Annotated in this window: 19 protein-coding genes; 3 read left to right on the top strand and 16 right to left on the bottom strand. The window is 40.4% G+C overall.

The genetic code is table 11. The features are described from left to right. Positions 1-406: 406 nt before the first annotated feature. From OCV43_RS08790 to OCV43_RS08815, 6 genes are all read right to left on the bottom strand, one after another. A complete protein-coding gene (locus tag OCV43_RS08790) occupies positions 407-1153 on the bottom strand; it encodes a helix-turn-helix domain-containing protein (protein WP_262623878.1) in 747 nt (248 codons plus the stop codon). 122 nt (positions 1154-1275) lie between these two features. After that, complete coding sequence (locus OCV43_RS08795; RefSeq protein ID WP_022243700.1) at positions 1276-1785, bottom strand: QueT transporter family protein; 510 nt, start codon at positions 1783-1785, stop codon at positions 1276-1278. A 234-nt stretch (positions 1786-2019) separates the two neighbouring features. Beyond that, positions 2020-2922, bottom strand: coding sequence for a carbohydrate ABC transporter permease (locus OCV43_RS08800; RefSeq protein WP_022243701.1), 903 nt, complete (start codon positions 2920-2922; stop codon positions 2020-2022). After that, complete coding sequence (locus tag OCV43_RS08805; protein WP_262623879.1) at positions 2922-3881, bottom strand: carbohydrate ABC transporter permease; 960 nt, start codon at positions 3879-3881, stop codon at positions 2922-2924. Before OCV43_RS08805 ends, OCV43_RS08800 begins: the two co-directional genes overlap by 1 nt. Before the next feature lie 127 nt (positions 3882-4008). After that, the gene (locus OCV43_RS08810) at positions 4009-5442 is read right to left on the bottom strand and encodes a hypothetical protein (RefSeq protein WP_262623880.1); all 1434 of its coding nucleotides are present in this window, start codon (positions 5440-5442) and stop codon (positions 4009-4011) included. Between the two features lie 16 nt (positions 5443-5458). Further along, a complete protein-coding gene (locus OCV43_RS08815) occupies positions 5459-6499 on the bottom strand; it encodes a LacI family DNA-binding transcriptional regulator (RefSeq protein ID WP_022243704.1) in 1041 nt (346 codons plus the stop codon). Between the two features lie 384 nt (positions 6500-6883). On the opposite strand from OCV43_RS08815, the gene OCV43_RS08820 reads away from it, so the two are divergent. Further along, a complete protein-coding gene (locus OCV43_RS08820) occupies positions 6884-9328 on the top strand; it encodes a glycoside hydrolase family 94 protein (protein WP_262623881.1) in 2445 nt (814 codons plus the stop codon). Positions 9329-9453: 125 nt separating this feature from the next. On the opposite strand, the gene asnS is transcribed toward OCV43_RS08820, so the two are convergent. Both asnS and tig read right to left on the bottom strand, forming a co-directional pair. Beyond that, complete coding sequence (asnS, locus tag OCV43_RS08825) at positions 9454-10845, bottom strand: asparagine--tRNA ligase (protein WP_022243706.1); 1392 nt, start codon at positions 10843-10845, stop codon at positions 9454-9456. Between the two features lie 39 nt (positions 10846-10884). After that, complete coding sequence (gene tig, locus OCV43_RS08830) at positions 10885-12078, bottom strand: trigger factor (RefSeq protein ID WP_262623882.1); 1194 nt, start codon at positions 12076-12078, stop codon at positions 10885-10887. A gap of 224 nt (positions 12079-12302) precedes the next feature. Here tig and OCV43_RS08835 point away from each other — a divergent pair, with 224 nt between their 5' ends. Continuing rightward, positions 12303-12713, top strand: a complete 411-nt coding sequence (locus OCV43_RS08835) for a hypothetical protein (RefSeq protein ID WP_117698024.1) — start codon at positions 12303-12305, stop codon at positions 12711-12713. A 49-nt stretch (positions 12714-12762) separates the two neighbouring features. Here OCV43_RS08835 and OCV43_RS08840 read toward each other — a convergent pair whose 3' ends face one another. From OCV43_RS08840 to ispE, 7 genes are all read right to left on the bottom strand, one after another. Next, complete coding sequence (locus tag OCV43_RS08840; protein ID WP_118057301.1) at positions 12763-13209, bottom strand: YwiB family protein; 447 nt, start codon at positions 13207-13209, stop codon at positions 12763-12765. A gap of 40 nt (positions 13210-13249) precedes the next feature. Next, complete coding sequence (gene spoIIR / locus OCV43_RS08845; RefSeq protein ID WP_022243710.1) at positions 13250-13891, bottom strand: stage II sporulation protein R; 642 nt, start codon at positions 13889-13891, stop codon at positions 13250-13252. Between the two features lie 606 nt (positions 13892-14497). Then, positions 14498-15637, bottom strand: coding sequence for a Ger(x)C family spore germination protein (locus OCV43_RS08850; RefSeq protein ID WP_158561837.1), 1140 nt, complete (start codon positions 15635-15637; stop codon positions 14498-14500). A gap of 42 nt (positions 15638-15679) precedes the next feature. Then, positions 15680-16876, bottom strand: coding sequence for a GerAB/ArcD/ProY family transporter (locus tag OCV43_RS08855; RefSeq protein WP_262623883.1), 1197 nt, complete (start codon positions 16874-16876; stop codon positions 15680-15682). A gap of 2 nt (positions 16877-16878) precedes the next feature. Then, on the bottom strand, positions 16879-18453 hold the full coding sequence (locus tag OCV43_RS08860) for a spore germination protein (protein ID WP_022243713.1): 1575 nt from the start codon (positions 18451-18453) through the stop codon (positions 16879-16881). Between the two features lie 165 nt (positions 18454-18618). Beyond that, entirely contained in the window at positions 18619-19299 is a 681-nt protein-coding gene (locus OCV43_RS08865) for a GntR family transcriptional regulator (protein WP_022243714.1), read from the bottom strand. A 39-nt stretch (positions 19300-19338) separates the two neighbouring features. Next, entirely contained in the window at positions 19339-20208 is an 870-nt protein-coding gene (gene ispE, locus OCV43_RS08870; protein WP_022243715.1) for a 4-(cytidine 5'-diphospho)-2-C-methyl-D-erythritol kinase, read from the bottom strand. Positions 20209-20374: 166 nt separating this feature from the next. Here ispE and OCV43_RS08875 point away from each other — a divergent pair, with 166 nt between their 5' ends. Continuing rightward, on the top strand, positions 20375-20959 hold the full coding sequence (locus tag OCV43_RS08875; protein WP_022243716.1) for a hypothetical protein: 585 nt from the start codon (positions 20375-20377) through the stop codon (positions 20957-20959). A gap of 275 nt (positions 20960-21234) precedes the next feature. On the opposite strand, the gene OCV43_RS08880 is transcribed toward OCV43_RS08875, so the two are convergent. Next, on the bottom strand, positions 21235-22821 hold the full coding sequence (locus OCV43_RS08880) for a transposase (protein WP_177647217.1): 1587 nt from the start codon (positions 22819-22821) through the stop codon (positions 21235-21237). Positions 22822-22898: the final 77 nt, after the last annotated feature.

A 22898-nucleotide genomic window follows, 5' to 3' on the forward strand; every position in this document is an offset into this window, starting at 1 on the left:
CTTCCTCATTCTCTTTTCTTCTTCAATTATTATACCCCAGATTGTCAAATTCTGCTCCTGCCATAAACTACTTGAAACATATTTTCAAGTTTATCGTAACAAAGAATGTGCCTTGGCACTTTCTCGTGCCTGCGGCGGTCGCTTGCGACATCTACCTTATACGCCGCAGTGTGCATCCTCGCGGAGCGTTTTTTACTTTACAGGAAAGCAATTTCCTGTAAAGTAAAGTAAAGTAAAAAAAAGATTCCCTATTGCCCCTTTCCATCGGTTATAACAATAGCGAACCTTCTCCTTAAATCATGCTATTCTAATATATATTTTACTGTTCTTTACCACCCTGCAATAAATTTTCTGCTTCCTCTTCCGGCAATGCAAAAATATCCATCAGATTTTCGATATAGAAAAATCACTCTTTTTCTTTAATCATTTTAAACATCTGAACACGGTTTCTGATACCAAGCTTCCGATAGATATTCAAAATGTGCTTTTTTAATGTATTTACGCTTATGGACAATTCTTCACAGATGGTATGATTATCCTTTCCCTGCATCAAAAGCTGCAATATCGTATGTTCCCGCTTTGTCAGTTCATATTTCTCTGTTACTTCTGTTATCGTAAGTTTCTCTGCCCTTTCATCCTTTTGCTGTCCGTCCTTATATAACCGGAATGCCAGATGGTCTTTTAACATGTCCAGAATAAAAATGTCATCATACTGGAAATTATCTTTTCCGATTGTCCGGTAAAAAGTGACAACACCTAAAAATTCTTTATTTCTTCCCAATATCATCTGGATTGCATAATGCCAGTTATTTGGCCGGTACACCTTCTGATAATATTCTGTCTGTACCCTTTTTTCATCCGATATCATATCAGTTTCCCGGTACACCAGGCTCTTTCCGCTATATACAATTCCGCGGTTCGAATTCATTTCATCATACATCGGGGATTCATCATCACAATTATAAGTGACTGGTCTTATCAGATGCTTGCTTTCTTTTCTGTCTGCCAGGAAAAAATCTGCACTGTCAAAATCCAGCACCATCTTCATCTGCTCTAAGAACTGCTCCCGCATAATATCTGCATCTTCCGTCGTATAAATCTTATAAATAATACTATTTAAAATCATCCAGTCATTTGTCTCTAATGTTTTCAATCAATCACCCTCTTTAAGTATTTTTCAGATGTAAAAAGAGGGCATATTCTTTCGAATATACCCTCTTTGGTCTAAAACCATTATATTTTATGGCATTTTAAATTGCAAGTATTATTTTAATATTATTCATGAAAGATTACATTGCGGTACTTATTCAGTACCCGGAGTAATACACTGCCTAAAATCACACAAGTGATAACTTCTCCGATTCCAACAGTAAGTGCATTAAATGGAATCGACCAGTCAACGCCCTTATATTCTGTAATAAAGCCATAACCATAGCGTAATACAAAAGGTACAATCACCATATTTGCAATAACCGGCGGCCATGTACATGCGAATTTATGCTTTCTTAATGCATAAGTTCCAAATGCTCCAATCAAAGTTGCAATGCTTCCGCACACAACATCCACCGGAATACCGCCTGTCAGCATATTTGCCAGAAAACATCCCAGCCATAATCCCGGAATTGCTGCAGTTGTAAATACTGGCAGAATACATAATGCTTCTGAAATACGCACCTGAATCGTACCGGATGCCAGTCCTGCAATACTGCTAAGATAAGTCAGTGCCACATAGATTGCTGCAATTAACGCAGCCTGCACAATAAATAATACTTTTTTGTTTCTCATATTCTTTTGTCTCCTCTAGTTTTGTTTTACGAGTGGAAGGTCTCGAACACTCGGTTTCTTCTTCCCCTAAGACCTTGGTTTTACGGGGTACTTGCAACGTTTGAAAGTGTATCACAGAACTTGTCTAATTGCAAGCGATTGTATACACACAAAGAGAGGCTGCCTTTCGGCAACCTCTCTTCGCGCTTAATTATATTTTGTATGAGGAAATGGAAAAAAGAATTATCTTTGTTTTTAGCCCTTTACACCACCAAGTGCTACACCTGCTACAATGTATTTTGAAAGGATGAGGTAAGCAATAATTAATGGAAGTACCGTTACGGTAAGGCCTACATATACAACACCGTAATCTACACGGAACTGATCAGATGTCAGCATCTGTACAAACAATGGAAGTGTTTTCTTCTCATCAGTTGTTAACATAATGGTTGGGGTAAAGAGGTTATTCCATTGTGCAATAAACTGGAAGATTGCCTGTGTTGCTACTGCCGGTTTCATAATCGGCATGATAATGGTATTGAAAATCCGGAATTCTCTTGCTCCGTCAATTCGTGCAGCTTCAATCATTTCAATGGATAAGGTACTTTCCATATACTGTTTCATGAAGAATACAACTGCCGGTGCTGCGATACAAGGAATAATCAATGGGATATAAGTATCTACCAGATTCAGTTTTAACATAAAACGGTAGAAACCAATGATTGTAATCTGGTTCGGCACCATCATGATTGCCATGATGAACGCCCATGCAAACTTCTTTGCTTTGAAGTTATATACATGAATTCCATAAGCTGTCATACAGGAACAATATACTGCAAGGAAGGTACCTGGTACTGTGATGCATAAGGAGTTCAACATTGCTCTTCCTAATGTTAATCTCATACCATTCTGCTTCTGAAGAAGCATGTTCCAGTTCTCCATCAGGTGGGAGGAAGGAATCAAGGATACACCTGCCTGAATATCTCCAGAAGTTCTGGTCGCATTCATAACCATTAAAAGGAATGGCAGTAAACTAAGGAGACAGAAGAGGATACAAATCAAACCTCGGATTGCTCTTTTTGTATGTAATACTTTCGAATAACTTTTCTGTTTTGGCTGGGATGTCTGTCCGCTCATTGCCATATCAAAACTTGCCATTATCGATTCCCTCCTTTCTTATATTTCTTCTCGCTCCGATCCGTCATCGTTCCGAAGAAGATAAGACTGATAATCAAGGTCAGAATAAACAGGAATACAGATACTGCTGCTGCCTTACCTACATCACTCTGATATAATCTCATGATGTACATTGCCATTGTTGTGGATGAATCATCCGGCTGTCCGATAAGACCTGACTTACTGACATTGAATAATGCCGGAATATCGTACATCTGTAAACCACCGATTGCGGAAGTAATCAATACGTATAACATAATCGGTTTTAATAATGGAAGTGTTAAGTAACGGAATTTCTTCCATCCGGTTGCTCCATCGATGTCTGCTGCTTCATAAAGACTTGGGTCAATTCCCAAAACTCCTGATATCAGCAACAGGGTTGTATTTCCATACCACATCCAGAAGAGGATAAATGATACTAACCCCCGCGTTCCGCCGACGCTTGTCATAAAGTTAAATTTCTGTGAAATGATTCCCATATCACGTAAAGTCTGTGTAATTGGTCCATACTGGGAAAACATTGCATTGAATAAAACAGATACAGACGCTGCTGTGATAATACTTGGTAAGTAAATAATAATTTTGTATGCGCCCTGAGCTTTTAATTTTACAATGTTATCAGTCAGCCATACTGCCAGTAACAATGAAACTAAAATCTGTGGAATAAAGTTGCATACCCACATTGCCAGTGTATTTTTCAAATAAATCAATGCATATCCTTTTTCACCGGCTGTCAGCCCGAGAATATTTTTGAAATTGTCTAATCCGCAAAATTCAATAAATTCTCTACCGTTTCTCTTATAGTAGCTTAATGTACTATAGTAAAATGTATTAAATAACGGCCATAACTGAAACAGACAATATGCAATGAAGAATGGGGCGATAAAGAAGTATCCATATCTGCCATATTCAATATGTTTACGTTTTTTCTTTTTGTCCATCTTTGCCAACTCCTCTCAATCCATCTTCCATTTCCCTATATTTTAAAATAACTCTCCAATAGTTTTGTTTATAAATGCTGCCCTTCCCATGCCGGAAAGGGCAGCATAGTTATTGTTCTTTTACTGATTATTCAGCTTTTAAGTATGAATAGGAGTCATGTACTGCGGATTTGAAATCTGCGATTGCAGTATCCTTATCCTTGTTTCCTGCTGCATACTCTTTCACCTGAGTAGCCCAAGCAGAGTTGATGTTCTGATCTTCTGCTGTTGCATTCTTAGCACTGATGGAATCAGCCATTGGTAAGTAGAATGCCATGATGTCCTGACCAGCTGCTTCATATAAGTAGTCACATGTTGCGCCTGCTTCAGAAATCTTCTTAACAGCTTCTTTGTTGTTTACGAAATCACTGTTCTTGGCATTGATAGATACCATGAAGTCTGTGTCACAGGTAAATGCTTTGATAATTGTTCCAGCCATTTCTTTGTCTGCACAGTTAACTGTTGCTGCAAGTCCTGTACCACCCCAATAGAACTGTTCCGGAGCATTTACAAGGATTGTGTTACCTTTCCAGGTATCTTTTAAGCTCCAGTATGTGAACCATGGGCATCCACAGTAAGCAACTGCTGCATTAGATGTCTCGCCGTCACCTTCCATGTTTGCATACCAGTCTGTTGACCACTGGTCTGTTTCATAGGTTAATCCTTCGTCTACCATTGTCTTAGCAAGATCCATGTACTCTGTCATATTGTCATCTACAGTAATTACATCGTCATCGCCATACCAACCAGTTGCTCTTGAGTTAGAAAGTACACGGAAACACTCATCATAACCAGAGAACAGTTTACATTTTCCGCTTGATGCATCATTTACTTTTCTTGCTGCTTCCAGGATTCCATCCCATGTAGAGAACATTGTGCTTAATTCAGCAGGATCAGTTGTTCCAAGGTATTTCTCACAAAGATCAGCTCTTAACTGGAAGCATCCAGGAGTAGCCTGCCAGAATAATGCTTTTACATTGTTTGCATCAGATGAATCCTCACCACTTACGGTACCAAGATCCAGATTGTACTGATACTGATTTGCATAATCATCTGCTGTAATTCCGCAGTCACCAACTGAGGTCAGCCAGTCGCTGTTTACATATTTCAAAACGTAGTCAACCTCAAGTCCCATAAGGTCTGGATACAATTCATTATCAGGATCATCTAAGATTTCATCAATCTTTGTCTGATAATAATCAGATCCACCTGCATTTACGAATACGATACGTTTTGCAAGGTCTGGGTACTGCTCTGCAAACGGTCCATCTAAGATATTCTTGATATCGTCGTTCCAGCCCCATACTACGAATGCATCATCTGCACTTGGATCACCGGTGATGGTGTTCTCTACTTCTGTAGAATCAGAACCACTGTCTGTGTCCGTATCTGCATCTGCTGTTCCTTCTGTGTTGGATGCATCATTGTTCGCATCCTTTGTGTCATCCCCTGATCCACATCCAGCTACCATAGCTGCTACCATGGATACGCATAATAAAGTACTGATAAGTTTCTTTTTCATTGAGTTCTCCTCCTTCTTATTCGTCATCCTTTTGGATGTTGTTTTCAGGCAGCTCTCCTACCGACTGTCCGGTAATCAATGTGCCCTCTATAACGACTCTCTCTATGAGAGTAGTTCTCGGTTTCTCGATGGCATCAATCAGACGCCTGGCTGCTTCTCTTCCTATTTCTTCTGTATCCTGACGAATCGTTGTGATTCTCGGATGAGATAACTGGGAAATTCTTGTTCCGTCATATCCTGCAATGGAAACATCTTCCGGAATATGCATCCCACGTTCCATAATCACGTTTTTTCCTCCGATTAAAGAGGTGTCATCCGGATAAAGAATACAGGTTGGCGGGTCATCCATATCAAGTAAGATTTCTGTCTGCTCCGCCGCTCCCTTTGTTTCCAGATAAGCAGCTTCCCGAATGTAATCTTCATTTACCTTAATATGAAGTTCTTCCATCGTCCGGTAAAAGCTTGTAAGTCTTTCTCTTGTTACATTCGAGTTTTTCTGTCCATGTATGTAAGCAATTTTTCGGTGACCCTTCTTATATATATACTTCAGCAGCTCTTCCATTCCTTTTACATTATTGGAACAAACTGCTGTGCAATTGTAATGTGTATAATCAATGGTCACTACCGGGAATGCACTGTTCATTAATTCAAGCACTCCCTGGCTGGCAAAATCAGCACACACGATAACGATTCCTTCAAAGTTCCGGTATCTGCAATGTTCAAAAAATGAGGTTTTCTTTACTCCGTAACTGTTGTTGATAAATGTTACATCATATCCCATCTTCTCAACCTGCACCTTAATTCCATTTAGCACACCTGAAAAATATTCATGTGTCAGACCACTTCCTGCTTCTTCCTGAAACAGGACTCCTACGTTGTAGGAACGGTTGGTCTTTAATGCTCTGGCAGCTGCATTTGGAAAATACCCCATCCGCTCTGCTGTCTCTCTTACTCTTGCTTTTGTTTCTTCTCCAATATCATGTTGTCCATTCAGTGCTTTGCTAACTGTTGCAGTTGATACACCACATTCTTTCGCAATGTCTTTTAAAGATACCATCTTTTGCACCTCACTGTATCGAGTTGCTTTTCTTAATCGTTTTCGTAGCTTTATCATAACATATTCAGTGTGAAATGCAACCTTTTTTTGTATATTTGTAATAGTTATCCAGTTTTAATTCATCAGTTTTGTGCATTTTTTACTAATCTTGTTTTCTTTCTTCTACATCAAGCCGAATTTCAACCTATCTTTTTACTTAATCGTTATTGTTTTACCTGCCTGCTGGACGATATACAAAGCCGTTTTTTTGCCTTCATCTCAATGAAATAAGCATTTCATCAATATTTCTGTTGCTTTTTCCTGATTCTTATATTATACTCAATCTAAAGAAATACCTCTCTTAATCGTTTTCGAGTTTATTGCATTTAAGGAGGTTATTTAATTATGAAATTTGGACATTTCGATGATGCAGCGAAAGAATATGTCATCACTTCCCCAAAGACTCCACTTCCATGGATCAACTATTTAGGATGTGAAGATTTCTTTTCACTGGTTTCTAACACCTGCGGAGGATACAGTTTCTATAAAGATGCCAAGCTCCTTCGTCTTACAAGATATCGTTACAACAATATTCCTTATGACAGCAATGGACATTATTACTATATCAAAGACGGTGACACCATCTGGAATCCGGGATGGATGCCAGCCAAGACTGAATTAGATTCCTATCAGTGCCGGCATGGATTAGGCTACTCTGTTTTTGAAGGAAGCAAAAATCAGTTATCCGCAGAGCTGACCATGTTTGTTCCTATGGGAAATACCTGTGAGATTAACAAACTGACACTGACCAACCACGGCAGTGAACACAAAGAAATTTCCGTATTCTCTTATGTAGAATTCTGTCTGTGGAATGCCATGGATGATATGACAAACTTCCAGCGTAACTTCAGTACCGGTGAAGTGGAAATTCACGGCTCTGCCCTTTATCATAAGACAGAATACCGCGAACGCCGTAATCATTATGCGGTATATGCTGTAAATACCCAGCTTGCCGGATTCGATACCGACCGTGAATCTTTCCTTGGTGCTTATGGCGAAAATTCCGCGCCGGAAGTTGTCATAAACGGAACCTCTAAGAACTCTGTAGCAAGCGGCTGGTCTCCGATTGGTTCCCACCATATCAAGGTTTCTCTTGCACCGGGCGAATCAAAATCCTTTGTTTTTGTACTGGGTTATGTAGAGAATCCGGTTGCCGAGAAATGGGATGGTCCTGCTGAAAACGGATGCATCAACAGAAAACCGGCAGAAGAATTATTAAAACGTTTTGATACCACAGAAAAAGCTGACGCTGCTTTAGCAGAATTAAAAGAATACTGGAATAACCTTTTAAACCACTTTACCGTATCTTCTTCCGAAGAGAAGTTAGACCGTATGGTAAACATCTGGCATCAATATCAGTGTATGGTTACCTTTAATATGTCACGTTCCGCTTCCTATTTCGAATCCGGAATTGGACGAGGCATGGGCTTCCGTGATTCCTGTCAGGATCTTTTAGGATTTGTTCATCTGATTCCGGACCGTGCAAGACAGCGTATTTTAGATATCGCATCCACCCAGTTTGTGGATGGAAGTGCTTACCATCAGTATCAGCCACTTACCAAAAAAGGAAATGCTGATATTGGAAGCGGATTCAATGATGACCCGTTATGGCTCATTGCCGGTACTGCTGCTTATATCAAGGAGACCGGAGATTACTCCATTTTAGATGAAATCACTCCTTATGATAATGACGAAAGCAAATCAACCGATTTTATGGAACATTTAAGACGTTCCTTCAACTATACCAGAACACACTTAGGACCACATGGACTTCCTCTGATTGGACGTGCTGACTGGAATGACTGTCTGAACTTAAACTGCTTCTCAGAAGAGCCGGGTGAATCCTTCCAGACCTTCGGACCATCTGAGGGGCCAAATGCAGAATCTGTATTTATCGCAGGCATGTTTGTAAAATATGGTAAAGATTATGTAGAAATCTGCAAACACAAAGGTCTGGAAGAAGAAGCCAAAGAAGCAGAAGAAGCAATTGTTTCCATGGAAAAAACCGTTCTCGATGCCGGCTGGGATGGCGAATGGTTCTTAAGAGCTTACGACCACTACAAACAGAAAATCGGTTCCAAAGAATGTGACGACGGTAAAATCTTTATCGAGCCGCAGGGATTCTGTGTTATGGCCGAAATCGGCCTGAAAGAAGGCAATTGTCTTCAGGCAATGCAGTCTGTTGAAAAATACTTAGATACTAAATACGGTATTGTGCTGCTGCAGCCACCTTATCACAAATACCATGTAGAGCTCGGTGAAATTTCTTCCTATCCACCTGGATACAAAGAAAATGCAGGTATCTTCTGTCATAACAATCCATGGATTTCCATTGCAGAAACAGTCGTTGGACGTGGCGACCGTGCATGGCAGGTATACACCAGAACCTGTCCTGCTTATATCGAAGATATCAGCGAAATTCACCGCACTGAACCATATGTGTACTCTCAGATGATTGCCGGAAAAGATGCTCCAAACTTCGGTGAAGCAAAGAACAGCTGGCTTACCGGTACTGCTGCATGGACCTTCCTTGATGTATCCCAGTATATCTTAGGTATCCGTCCGGATTATGATGGTCTTGTAATTGATCCATGTATTCCATCTACTTTATCCGGTTTTACCGCAAAACGTGATTTCCGTGGTGTAACTTATCACATCCAGGTAAAGAATCCAAATGGTGTACAGAAAGGTGTCAAGGTTCTTACAGTAGATGGTGCTATTGCTGATGGCAATATGATTCCATTTGATCCGTCTAAGAAAGAAGTTACTGTTGAAGTAATTATGGGTTAAGCAAAATACCTCCCTTTATTTATCTTATATAAAATCAATCCATGATTCAAAAGAAGGGCGTATGAAAAAACGAAAGTTTTTTCATACGCCCTTCTTCTATATACTTCTTTTATAACCTGCTGCTCTTACAATTCACAGGTGTTAACGGTTCTTGGGAACGGAATGACATCACGGATGTTTGCCATACCGGTAAGATACATAACGCATCTTTCAAATCCAAGTCCGAAGCCTGCATGTCTTGCAGAACCATATTTACGTAAATCAAGATAGAAGCTGTAATCTTCCTCTTTTAATCCAAGTTCATGGATTCTTTCTAATAATTTATCGTAGTCATCCTCTCTCTGGCTTCCTCCGATAATTTCTCCGATTCCCGGTACCAGACAGTCAACGGCTGCAACTGTCTTGCCATCTTCATTGAGTTTCATATAGAAGGCTTTGATTTCCTTTGGATAATCTGTTACGAATACCGGTCTCTTGAAAACCTGCTCGGTTAAGAAACGCTCATGCTCGGTCTGAAGGTCGCAGCCCCAGGATACCTTGTAATCAAATTTATCATTATTCTTCTCCAAAAGTTCAATGGCTTCTGTATAAGTCACTCTTGCGAAATCGGAATGTAATACATTATTCAGCCGCTCAATCAGTCCCTTGTCTACGAAGGAATTAAAGAACTGCATTTCTTCCGGTGCATGTTCCATAACATAGGAAATAATATATTTCAGCATACTCTCCGCCAGTACCATGTCATCTTCCAGATCTGCAAATGCGATTTCCGGCTCAATCATCCAGAACTCTGCAGCATGTCTTGTAGTATTGGAATTTTCCGCCCTGAAGGTTGGTCCAAAGGTATAAATATTTTTGAACGCCAGTGCAAAGGTCTCTCCGTTTAACTGTCCACTTACGGTAAGATTGGTTGGTTTTCCAAAGAAATCCTGTGTATAATCAATGCTTCCGTCTTCCTTGTGTGGAATGTTATTTAAGTCCATGGTAGTAACCTGGAACATTTCCCCGGCACCCTCACAGTCACTTCCGGTAATCAGCGGAGTGTGTACATAGACAAAGTCCCTCTCCTGGAAGAACTTATGAATTGCATATGCAATTAGGGAACGCACACGGAATACTGCCTCAAAGGTATTGGTACGTGGTCTTAAATGTGAAATGGTTCTTAAATATTCGAAGCTGTGGCGTTTCTTCTGTAACGGATAATCCGGTGCAGATGCGCCTTCAATTATGATTTCCTCTGCCTGAATTTCAAATGGCTGCTTTGCTTCCGGTGTAGCTTCCAGCACTCCGGTAACAACAATAGCTGCGCCCACATTAATTTTGGTAAGCTCCTGAAAATTCTCCAGTCCGTCTGCATATACTACCTGCAGTGGCTCAAAGAAAGTTCCGTCATTTACTACGATAAATCCGAAGTTTTTAGAATTACGGTTACTTCTTACCCAGCCTCCGACGGTAATCTTCTTACCTACATAATCTTCCTGATGGTGAAATAAATCTCTGATGTCAACAAGTTCCATTTTTCTATCCCCCTTAGATAAAAAATTTTCTAATCCTTTTTAGTTTTCTGTATTTAATTCAGTATCTGTAACATTTTCTGTTCCTGCCTCATCTTCAACAGTTGCACTGTCAACTACTTTCTGAAGTGCCAGATTGCATACATATACTTTCTTTAAATATTCTTTTCCGCTGTCTGCGCTCAATCCATATGATTTGTATAATGTGGATTCATCGCTGTAACTGTAATTGCTCATAAGATTTCCAACGTAGCTGTCAAAGCCATCCTGGTCAAACTCAATGCCTTCCTTTTCTGCAATTGCCTCTAAAATCATCTGTGTCTTAAGATCTGATGTCACTTCGTCAGTTACATTGCTTACAAATTCATCATAATCCTGATTTGCTGTATTTTCCACATAATCCTTAAGGCTGCTTCCATCGCTGCAGTAATAGGATTCATACTGTGCCATTACCTCTTCCATACGGGCATCCAGAAGTCCATCCGGAATTTCCTTTACGGTACATACCTCTCCTAACTTGTCCATTACTGCAGAACGGATTGCAGATTTCTTGGAGGATTCCTTAGAAGATTTCAGATAATTGCGTGCATCTGCCTTCATCTCATCTACCGTATCATAGCCAAGGCTGGCCTTAGCATTGACATATGCCACATATTCATCTGTCATATTGTCATAAGTAATATCCTGTTTCTCAACAATTTTATTGATGGTTACATTAAACACAACCGCCTGTCCTGCCAGGTCTGTATTTTTATAGCTTTCCGGGAATGTAAGATTCAAGGTTACTTTATCCCCTACTTTTGCACCAATCAGTCCTTCTTCGAAGCCGTCAATAAACGTATTGCTTCCAATCTCTAAGACCGTATCTGTTGCAGTTCCACCGCTGAATGCCACACCATCTTTTAATCCTTCATAATCGATATTTACAGCATCTCCATCCTCTACCACTGTTTTATCCGTATCTACATAGTATGGATAGTTGGTAATTACGCTATTCTCAATAAAAGTCTTCACATCATCATCACTTACGGAATAATCTTCTGTCAAAGCTACTGACAATCCCATATAATCGCCCAGTTCCACATAATCAAGCGGATCAAAATCAATTGCCGCACTGGATACCACTTCTGTGCTCTCTGTATTCTCTACCGATTCACTTTTCTTGTCTTTTCCACAGCCAGTTACTGAAAATGCCAGTGTCAGGCATAACAATACTGCTACTATTTTCTTCTTCATATTTATTTCCCTTCTGTCTTTCATTCAAAGGCTGGATTTTTCCAGTCAGTCATACTTTCTAAAGATACCACATTTTCACCGAAAATAAAAGCATTTCATAGAATTTTTCGCATTTGCAGGTTGTCAATCCTGCCAATCAATGATACAATCATATTTGGATTTTACTTAAGGAGGTTTTCATCGTGCCAAAATTTGCGATTGTATTATTAACAATACTGATTATTATGATTATTGCCCTGATTGTTCTTTATTTTGTGGGCAAACGAGCTCAGAAAAAGAAAGAAGAACAGGATGCCCAGATTGCAGCAGCAGCACAGACCATTTCCATGCTGATTATCGATAAGAAGAAAATGCGGCTTAAAGATTCCGGTCTTCCGGCAAATGTCATTGCCCAGACTCCGAAAATGCTCCGCCGTTCCAAACTTCCAATCGTCAAAGCAAAGGTTGGTCCAAAGGTTATGACTTTAATCTGTGACGGACAGATTTTTGATTCCGTTCCGGTTAAGAAGGAAGTAAAAGCTACTGTCAGCGGGCTTTACATTACCGCAGTAAAAGGAATGCGTGGTCCTATCGAAGCACCTGCCAAAAAGAAAAAAGGCTTTATGGCAAAATTAAAAGAAAAAGCTGGTAAATAAAATAAAAATAGAGCTGGGTTTTCACCCAGCTCTATTTTTATACATCCAGCTACGCAAGACTGAATTCGCCTTTTTCTTTTGATGCAATCTTCATCTTAATGGTACAGTCTGCCAGATGCTCATAGTTTACCTCCAATGCATAATCTATCTGCACATCAATACAATGTTCTGTCTCTTCCACTTTAATATCCTTTGCATCAATTCCAACCAGAAGATTTCCAAATGGCGTTCCATAATAAGACATATTTTTCCGGTTCTTTTCAAAGACCATGTGTACATTGGAAACTCCTTTTTTTGTAATATCAATACAGTTTTCCTGCATCTTGATTATATTCTTTGTGCTTCCTTCAAAACCTTCATTTACTTCTTCATACAGCACATAATGTTTTCCGTTTTTCTGGTAATAATCCCCTACTGTAATCACTTCAACCGGCTCTGCTTCTCCTTCTGCCGGCATCTGTAATCCGCTGATTGATACAATTACATCTTTTGTCATCTAATCCGCTCCTTCTATAGAAATCCAGGTCAGTATAGCACTATTTATCCCAGAAATCCAGCCATTTCCATGAAATCTTATAATTCTTCTCTTCCATCAGAGACTGATATTCCGTCTCACTTAAGGTATCCTTCAATACCTTTTCTGATTTACCATCCACAACCTCATAGACACTTCCTTCAAAGCACATATTCGGATACATGACACACCACCAGTTATGTCCCATGCCTGCTCCGATAATCACTTCCAGTGCCTGATAAGTTCCCGCCGGGAACGTATAACTGCCATAGGTCTTTACCGGGAACTCCACGGAAGATAATTTCACCTCTACCGGATAATCATAGCCCTCCTGCCGGATGACTTCTTTTGCAATATGTATAATTTCCGGGAAGTGTTCTCTTGCAATCCGGCTGCTTTCTTCGGCTGTCTTAGCATCCTGCAAAAGTTCTCCCATTTCTTTTCCAACAGCATCCCGCACCTTAAGCTTCAGTGCCTGATCTGCTTCCCCATCACTGTTTGCCCTGACATGGAAACGCAGAATCTTTTCTGCAATGTCCTCCTGCATTCTTCGCCCCTCATAAGCCTTTTTCGCACTGTCCACCGTAAATACCAACAGTAATAACAGCATGCCATAGAACAACGCTCTTTTTAAATACAATTTTTTTCGGTTATATTCTTTCATGGTAAAACTCCTTTTCATGTTTCTGATTTCTTGTTTCTTCTTTTCCTTGCTACGCTTTCTTTAGCCATACCATTCTGACTTTCTATCTGGAATATAACCGAAAAAATTTTTTCTATACATTTTGATAACTTTTTGGGGGAGAAAATTTTATGTAGAAATGTGGTGGGGTTGTAAATTTTTCTTGGTGGGATGCGGCTGAGCTTGTAACTTTTCTTTTTAGGGACACGGTTGAGTTTGCGACTTCCTCTTGGGGATGTGGCTGTGGTTGCAATTTTTCCCGCGAAGGTTGCTGGTGAAGATGATTTGGGTAAGATTCTAGAAAAATGAATCTTTTTTGCCCAATCTCCTCTGCTGTTATCTCCGAAGTTCTCTCGGTTTGGGTAAGATTCTAGAAAAATGAAGTCTTTTTACCCAATCAGAAGCAAATAACAAAGACTATGCTTCCTTCTGCAACTCATTTTGGGCAAAAAGTAATGTAATCTTTCTGTTTTTGCCCAATCTAAGTCAAATTAATAAATTAACTTAAGAACTAAGCGGCTGCCATCAGCATCACCAGAACCAGACATCTTACAAAAATGTTACCAGTGTAACCGGGTGTCCAGCATCCTACGGAGATGTCACCAGCGTGACATCCCAATGATATTCCACTGTCAGGTTTTTCCGGTAACCGCTCCAATCCTTCTGAAACTGCAAATAAATATCCCTTGCATATGCCCCTAATTTATAATAACTGTTTGTTCCATCTGCATTCTGATTCTGTTGCAATTTTTCTGTCATGGCATCCATCTTTTCTTCCAAAGTCTGCTCTATTTCTGCTTCCACTTCCAGCAGTGCATTTTCATCCTGACTGTCTGTATGAAGGTCTTCCAATTTTTCATCCCTGTGCTTTGTTTTCTGCAGCAGTTCCCTGTTGCCCTGATACTTTCCATCCGCCTTTATTGTAACGGTTTCCGTCACCTGGCCATTCTGCTCCGTAAAAGCATAGCTGCAGCATAAATTGCTAAGTGTTACACTTTCTGCATCTTCAAGTGAAATGCTGTAGCTTTTCATCTTCTGCTCTGAGAGCAAAGCCAGTTCTCCCGTTTCCCGGTCCACTTTGCCTGCTGCCATCCTGCCCTGCATCAGATAATATTTTTCCAGTATCATTTTATCTTCTGCACAGTTAATATAGGGAATCCACAGATTTTCGTTCTCATTTTCCCATATCCGGAACAGGCTGCCCAGGGTAACTGCCTCACTGTCCTTAAAACGTTCATCCGAGGCAATTCTTTCATTCAGATAAGTTCCTACCGGCTCTTTTAAAACTGTATCCATCTCCATCACCTGATCCGGTTCATCCTCCGTAACAAAAAGCAGCGTATTCCTCGAAAAAAGATTTTCCTCTTCCAGATACCCAAGAAATGCCCCCAGCCGCTTTTCATCCTCTAAAAGCGACCGGTTTAGAATCAATGCCTTTAAATGGTTATAATCCATCTCTCCAGGATTTTCCCCATCTGCATGCAAAAACAGCTCCATGCAGTCTTTTCCTTCCGCCAGAAGTACCGATGTATTCTCTTTTTCGCTTTTCTCATCTGCCACATCCTTAAGCTGCTCAAAGCCAAATGCCATCTGATAGTTCTCCTTTGTCAAAGTCACTGCTGCTGCCAATGGAAAATTCCGTTCTTCCAACTCTGTATTTCCACAGCCGCCAAAGCATAAGACTGCCAAAAATATCATGGAAACAATTGTCACGATCCTATTTTTCATACTGCTGCTCCTTTCCACCATTTTTTCCGCTATCCTTTTTCACTATCCCTTTTCCCGGCATTTACTTATCTCTCCAATGCACAGCGGAAGAATTACCGTCAACGGAAGAAATGCAATTGCCTGAATCCATATAAACATTATTTTCCACTCCGGTAGCCGGTAAAAAAGTAATGTGACTGCAAATGTAAGAACCATTACACTTGGTATTATCAATTTTTCTATACTTTTCGCATCGGCTTTTCCCGGAATCGCTTCATTTTTCCCATCCGCTTTTTGGCGCCCTTCCTTTTGCCATACAGCTTTCAGCAAATCCGAGGCATAAAACATTCCGGTATTGATAAATGCGTAAATTGTAAAGAACCAGATTGCTACCATAAAGGCATCCTGCCGTTCGAAGAAACCGCCTGGCAGTTTTATCATGCTCATTAATGTAATTGCCGGATATTTCATTTTCGGCAGCATGCCACTGCCAAAGATGCCAAGCGTAATCAGATAGATTGCAGCATTAAAAATCACTGTAACACAAAGGCTTTTCCGGCATGTTCGTCCTACACGGACATTTTCTGCAAGATAGGGCTGTAAAAACAAAACAAATGCCATTGTGCCATACAGAAGCACAACTGCCGCTGTCCCTTTAACAAAGTTTCCCCAGGAATGTACCATTACCGGAGTCCAGTAAATCGTATTGACATCCTTTGTTGCCAGAAGCAGCATTAAAATAAGTGGAAGAAATACAAACCAGAACAGGATTTCATACACCCGGGCACGCCCTTCGATGCCCTGCCAGATTCCATAGCCACATAAAAGCATTAGTAAAACTGCTGCCAGCACAAATGAACTATTCTTTAACAATTCACTCACCATCAGGTCACTTAAAAGAAATAAGCCATAGCCCGCCAGCAGAATTCCCTCGACTGTATAGACTAACAATGCAAAAATACGAATAAAACCATTGCCTTGTTTTTTTAAAATCTCCGGATAACTTTTCCCGATATTGCTGATATTGCTGGTATTACTGCCATTTCTGGTATTACTGTTTTTCCGCTTTTCCTGTAGCAGCTCTGGAAGAAAGGTAAATAGATACACCGGCACTGCTCCCAGCAATATGGCAAATACGCCGTCTGTCCCAAGCATTTTTCCTAACAGTCCGGGAAGCAGCAACGTACTGATTCCGCACATATCAAAAATCAGGAGCCTTGCCATCTGCCTCTCTGATATTTTCTGATTCTCTGAAAACATAATTACTTTTTCCTCCTAAGCCGCAGACGATTGTGGCGTCTCGCAAAAACCGGTCTGTGCCGCAGTTGATATAATGGCAGACGCAGCAGACTGTCCCGCTCATCCTGATAATCCGTTACATCTGCGCCTACAAAGGGCATCAGATATGGAATGCCAAAACTCTTAAGATGCGACAGATGAATGAGTACCGCAAGTAAAGCCATCAAAAAGCCGAAAAAGCCCAGCCACGCACACATGGCAATAAAGAAAAATTTCAAGATGCGAAATGCTGTTGCAAATTCTTCATTGGGTACCGCAAAGGAACACAGTGCTGTAAATGCCACCACAATTACCACGATAGGACTGACCAGATTTGCTTCCACTGCCGCCTGTCCAATAATCAGCCCACCGACAATTCCTATGGTATTCCCCATAGCTCCCGGAAGGCGTACGCCTGCTTCCCGCAACAGTTCAAAGGATAATTCCATCAAAAGCACCTCTACCACCCCGGGAAACGGCACTCCTTGTCTTGCTGCAGCAAAGGATAACAGCAATTTCGTCGGCAGTATCTGTGTATGAAAATTACAGACCGCAAGATACAGTCCCGGTAATGTCATGGCAAAAAAAGAAGCCAGAAAACGTAAAATTCTTCCCAATGATGCAATTTCCCAGCGGTTGTAATAGTCATCACTGGTCTGTATGAAGGAGTTATAATCCGTCGGCAGAATCAGTGCAATTGGTGAATTATCCGCAATCAGCACTACCCTTCCCTCTAAAATTGCCATAGCTGCCCGGTCCGGCCGCTGTGTAGTCTGAAACTGCGGAAATGGAGAATACCATTTTTCTTCTGTAAGCTGTTCAATGATTCCACTGTCTAAGACTCCGTCAATTTCAAATCCGTCAAGCCGCTTTTCTACCTCCTCTAAAACTCCGGGATAAATCAAATCCTCCATATACATCAAATCCACATTGGTCTTACTGCGCAGCCCTATCTTTTTCTCTTTTACCTTTACTTTCGGAGAACGAATCCTTTTACGTACTAATGCCGTATTCGCTTTTACGGACTCGGTAAATCCTTCATTAGAGCCCCGGATTACCTTTTCTGAATTTACTTCTGAAATTCCCATAGAAGGGTATCCCTTATCCGGAATCTTTAACGCTTTATCATAGCCGTCTATAAATAGAATGGTATCTCCGGTCAAAAGACCTGCTGCTGCATCCGAAAAAGTATCAAAGGGCGTAACATCCGATAAGCCAAGGGCATTCTGCGACAGCCGCTCATAGACTTCTTTTTCATTATAATGACACAATTCGTTTAAAAGCCTGCCAACGAGAGATTTCTCAAAAATTGCTCCACCACCGGTTACCTCTATGTATGCTGCCATACACGCAATCTGCTGCTTCTGTCCAATCTTCATGGTTCGCATTTTAATATCTGCACACCCGGAAAATATCTTCTGAAAACGTGCAGCATTTTCCTGCAAACTGGTTGTAATTTCATCATTGTATTCTGCATTACGTTCTGTTGTATGTTCTGCGGTGTGTCCTGCGATATGCTTTGCAGTGTGCCCTGCGATTTTCTCTTCTTTCTGCTGCATAAATCAACTCCTTGGCATAATTTTTATAGTATCGGATGTCCGCCAGCTCTGCATATAAGCATGCGATTTTCCAGTCACCTGTACATATGCAAAAAGGACAGACCCTGTGCGGTCTGTCCTTAGTGTTTCCGTATTTTGCTTTTTTATTCCTGTTTCTTTATGCTATTAGTCTTGTTCCTGCTGACGGATCATATCTTTGACTGCTTCTGCCTGATTCTTCACATGCTCCCGCATGGTTTCTGAAGCACGGGACTTGTCCTTCCTGCGAAGACTCTCTGCAATATCCTTATGTTCCTTTAATAATCTCGGATAAATCGTCTCGTCCTTTAAATATTCTACACGGTAACGATACATCTGCTCCCGCAGATTGTTCAGCATGGATACCAGTTTTGCATTTCCGGTAGCATTATAAATTGCATCATGAAATGCTACATCTGCCTGTGCAATTTCTTTTACATCATCACTTTTTAAAGAATTTTCAAAATTCTGTCTTGCCTGTTCTAATGCATCAAACTGTTCATCTGTAATCTGTTCTGTTGCAAGCTGCACTGCCAGTTCATCTAAAGCTGCCCGGATTTGTAACACATCTTCCATGTCCTTTTCTGTCATGCGGGCAACCTCGGCTCCTCTTCTCGGTACGGTTACAGCAAGCCCCTCCTGCTCTAACATCCGGATGGCCTCACGAATCGGAGTCCGGCTGACTCCAAGCTTAGATGCCAGCTGCAGCTCCATCAGTCTTTCACCCGGTTTTAATTCTCCTTTTAATATTGCCTCACGAAGTGTATTAAATACAACATCTCGCAAAGGAAGATATGCATTCATATTTAATTCCAGATTATCTGTCATATATTAACCCTCCAACCCTTTTTTATAAAGAGCATGTTCTTATCTTCTATTATTATAAATATCTGTTACAAAGACCTGCCTTGCGAGCCCGCTCTGACGTACAATCGCTGCTGCCATTTTTGCCGTTTCCAGTTCATCAAAAAGTCCAAATACTGTCGGGCCACTTCCACTCATCATGGCATTCAATGCACCATTTTCCCGCATCAGTTCTTTTATCTTCTCTATCTCCGGATACTTTTTTGCAGTAACCGTTTCTAAAAGATTTCCCATACTACCTGCAATTGCCGGCAAATCCTTTGTGCGGATATTCTGTATTAAGGCATCAATGTCAGGATGCTGTGTATGCTCATCCAGCTTCAGATTCTCATAGACATATTTAGTAGATACACTGACCTGCGGTTTGGCAATCACTACCGGACACTTCACCATCGGTGGCAGTGAAGTTAATTTTTCTCCAATGCCTTCTGCCAAAGCTGTACCACGCATGATGCAATACGGTACGTCAGCCCCAATCTGAACGCCCAGCTCCATCAGTTCTTTCCGCTTTATTCCAAGATTGAATAATTCATTGATTCCATAAAGAACACCTGCGGCATCCGTGCTTCCACCTGCCATCCCGGCAGCAACAGGAATCCGCTTATTCAACCGGATATCAATGCCTTCTTCAATCTGATATTTTTCTTTCATAAGTCTCGCTGCCCGGTAAGCCAGATTACTTTCATCTACCGGAAGAAATCCAAGATTTGTCTCTAAATGTATGCCAGACTCTATTTTCTTAAGATGAAGCTGGTCATATAAATGAATGGTCTGCATAACCATCTTTACTTCATGATACCCATCTTCTCTCCGACGTAATACGTCCAATCCAAGATTTATTTTTGCCAGTGCTTTTACTGCAAGTTCGTCCATTGTTTTTCTCCTGTATTTTGTATACATGATACAAATTTATGTTATCATTTTTTCTAAAAAAGGTCAATTCTTCCTCTTATATTTTGTCCCATTCTTACCGATAAAATATATGAATAAGACTAAGAATGGATACTTAGTAAGCATTTGACCAAGGAGGGTTAAGATTATGGCAATTAATTCTATTAACAATTATGTATCTGCTGCATCCACTGTTGCCACAGATTCCAAAGTTTCTTCTAAGAAGACCGAATCTTCGAAGAATGACACCTCTACCGGTGTTATCTATGAAAAAGGCTCCAGTGACAAGAGCAGTTCTTCCCAAAAGACACAGAACTCTGCTCTCATTGCAAAGATGAAAGCTGATTCTGACAGCCGTATTTCACAGCTTCGCGGAATTGTAGAACAGATGATGAGCAAACAGGGCGCAGCCATTGGCAAAGCCGATGATATGTGGTCTTTCCTTGCAGGCGGTAACTTCACCGTTTCTGCTGATGTAAAGGCTCAGGCACAGGCTGATATTGCAGAAGACGGATACTGGGGTGTAAACCAGACCTCTGACCGTATTTTAGATTTTGCAAAAGCATTATCCGGTAATGATAAGTCCAAAGCCCAGGAATTAGCAGATGCTTTTAAAAAGGGCTTCGATCAGGCTACCAAAGCCTGGGGTGGAAAGCTTCCTGATATTTCCCAGCAGACCTATGATAAAGTATTAGAAAAATTTGATAGCTGGATGAATGGTGAAGACGATTAAATCATTTTTAAGCCACTTGCAACTACGAGAAACACGCTTTGCGAGTTTCTCGAGTTATCGCGGTGCTCGCCAAATCTGCACGCAAGCATGCGATTTTTCTCGCTACTCGCGTAAAAAAGGGGCTGTAAAATAAGTCCCTAATTAAGAAACGCCAACTCCGGCAAATGTCGGTTTTGGCGTTTCTTTGTATGAATTTTTCTATTTTTGATCACGTCTGCATCTTTGGGTATAAAAAATGGTGCATTTAATAAAGCTCAGTTAATCATACTTGAGTTTTATGCAGCTTTCGTCTGTCGTTGCTTTTTATTATGATATTTATAAAGATTGAATCCACATGAAATCAGTGTGAGCTCGAGAATTACATTTTTCTCGCCTCTCCGGAATAATCTTTTATACGATTTGTCCCACTTTAATACACCAAAAGTTCCCTCGGATTGAATACTTCGGTTCATTCTCAATAGAGCACCATGTATGGATTCAAGATTTTGCAGCACTTCTTGATGAATAGCAGTTAATTCCTGATTCATTCGGATCGTTCGGTTTTTGTGTGCTTTCGGACAGCATTCTTGTTTATGCGCACACCCTTCACATGATTCACATTCGTATAATTCTTCTGTTCTTCCATATTTATTATATTTCACATGCTGTGTTCTCTTGAAGATGAATTTTCGACCGTTTGGACATAAGAGATTTCCATCAGCATCTTTTGTAAAGTTTACAGCCCGATACGGATTTTCATGGTATTTTTTGTCAGTCGTTTCTTTTTTGTACATGGTAAATTTCATGTATTTTTCCATGCTGTGTTCTTCGCAATAAAGATAATTATTGTAAGAACCGTATCCGGCATCAGCAACCGGATATTTCGGATAATGACCATATGTGCGATTGAATTTTTCCATCAAAGGTACAAAGCATTCCATATCGGATGCATATGGTTTTACGTCGATTACGGCTATGTATTCATCACAGATGGCTGCCTGAAGGTTGTAGGCAGGAAGCAGCTGATCGTTTCCCATGTAATCACGTTTTAAACGCATAAAAGTTGCATCATGATCTGTTTTCGAATAACTGTTTCTTTCTTCTCCACAGGTCTCGATGTGATATGCATAGGATTTTAAACGTTCCAGATATTCTTTCAGTTCTTCGCATTGCTTTTGCCGAATGCTTTTTCTATGACCACGTCCGGAAACAAAAGAAGTTTCATCCAGTCCGGTTGTTTCTTTGTATATCGTAAGTAATTCAGAGACGTAGTCAATTGCGTAAGCTTCTCGTTTTTCAAATTTTATTCCGAAATATCCAAGTACTTCCTGATTCATAGAATCAATCAAAAGTGAAATCTTATCAAAAACATTTTGGCGATTTTTTACACAGGATTTTTTCCATACCCAGGTATACCGATTGGCATTTGCTTCGATTTTTGTTCCGTCAATGTATGTGTGCTGCAGGTCTACGTGCTCTCTTGTAAAAATATATGAATTAATGTCTGCAAATATCTGTTCAACAGAATCGGTTAGTTCATTTCGGATTAAGTTCCCAAATGTAGCAAAGGAAGGCGTTTTCATGCCATCGAGAAGATACATGTAGCGAATGTCATTATGACAGAGCTTTTCAATCTCTCGTAAAGAACAGATGCCGTTTTCCATAAATGCAAAAAGTATAACTTTAAGAAGTTTTTGAACATCACATCTTGGACGACCTGTTTTGTAGCCTTTCTCTACAAAATATCTTGATAAGTCAATGTGATCCATAACCTCACAAAAAGTATATACCGGATCAGAAATATCGATCAATTTTTCAATTTCTAATGGTAATTTCAGCTGACGCATAGTATAATTACCATTGGTGTTGTTAGTTAGTAGCATAATTAATTATACCAAAAAAACGCTCAGACCTCACGGTCTGGGCGATTTTTTTCTAGGGGAGTTTTTTTACAGCCCCT

The sequence above is a fragment of the Roseburia amylophila genome (assembly GCF_025567465.1).
GTDB classification, from domain to species: Bacteria; Bacillota; Clostridia; order Lachnospirales; family Lachnospiraceae; genus Roseburia_C; species Roseburia_C amylophila.

Bases quoted from the DNA above. Each gene is read 5' to 3' on its own strand.
- asnS (WP_022243706.1), bottom strand. From the start codon at position 10,845: ATGGAACTTGTTGACATCAGAGATTTATTTCACCATCAGGAAGATTAT.
- OCV43_RS08820 (WP_262623881.1), top strand. From the start codon at position 6,884: ATGAAATTTGGACATTTCGATGATGCAGCGAAAGAATATGTCATCACT.
- spoIIR (WP_022243710.1), bottom strand. From the start codon at position 13,891: ATGAAAGAATATAACCGAAAAAAATTGTATTTAAAAAGAGCGTTGTTC.
- OCV43_RS08795 (WP_022243700.1), bottom strand. From the start codon at position 1,785: ATGAGAAACAAAAAAGTATTATTTATTGTGCAGGCTGCGTTAATTGCA.
- OCV43_RS08840 (WP_118057301.1), bottom strand. From the start codon at position 13,209: ATGACAAAAGATGTAATTGTATCAATCAGCGGATTACAGATGCCGGCA.
- OCV43_RS08800 (WP_022243701.1), bottom strand. From the start codon at position 2,922: ATGGCAAGTTTTGATATGGCAATGAGCGGACAGACATCCCAGCCAAAA.
- OCV43_RS08815 (WP_022243704.1), bottom strand. From the start codon at position 6,499: ATGGTATCTTTAAAAGACATTGCGAAAGAATGTGGTGTATCAACTGCA.
- OCV43_RS08805 (WP_262623879.1), bottom strand. From the start codon at position 3,881: ATGGACAAAAAGAAAAAACGTAAACATATTGAATATGGCAGATATGGA.
- OCV43_RS08880 (WP_177647217.1), bottom strand. From the start codon at position 22,821: ATGCTACTAACTAACAACACCAATGGTAATTATACTATGCGTCAGCTG.
- OCV43_RS08860 (WP_022243713.1), bottom strand. From the start codon at position 18,453: ATGCAGCAGAAAGAAGAGAAAATCGCAGGGCACACTGCAAAGCATATC.
- OCV43_RS08810 (WP_262623880.1), bottom strand. From the start codon at position 5,442: ATGAAAAAGAAACTTATCAGTACTTTATTATGCGTATCCATGGTAGCA.
- tig (WP_262623882.1), bottom strand. From the start codon at position 12,078: ATGAAGAAGAAAATAGTAGCAGTATTGTTATGCCTGACACTGGCATTT.
- OCV43_RS08865 (WP_022243714.1), bottom strand. From the start codon at position 19,299: ATGACAGATAATCTGGAATTAAATATGAATGCATATCTTCCTTTGCGA.
- OCV43_RS08855 (WP_262623883.1), bottom strand. From the start codon at position 16,876: ATGTTTTCAGAGAATCAGAAAATATCAGAGAGGCAGATGGCAAGGCTC.
- OCV43_RS08835 (WP_117698024.1), top strand. From the start codon at position 12,303: ATGATTATTGCCCTGATTGTTCTTTATTTTGTGGGCAAACGAGCTCAG.
- OCV43_RS08875 (WP_022243716.1), top strand. From the start codon at position 20,375: ATGGCAATTAATTCTATTAACAATTATGTATCTGCTGCATCCACTGTT.
- OCV43_RS08850 (WP_158561837.1), bottom strand. From the start codon at position 15,637: ATGAAAAATAGGATCGTGACAATTGTTTCCATGATATTTTTGGCAGTC.
- ispE (WP_022243715.1), bottom strand. From the start codon at position 20,208: ATGGACGAACTTGCAGTAAAAGCACTGGCAAAAATAAATCTTGGATTG.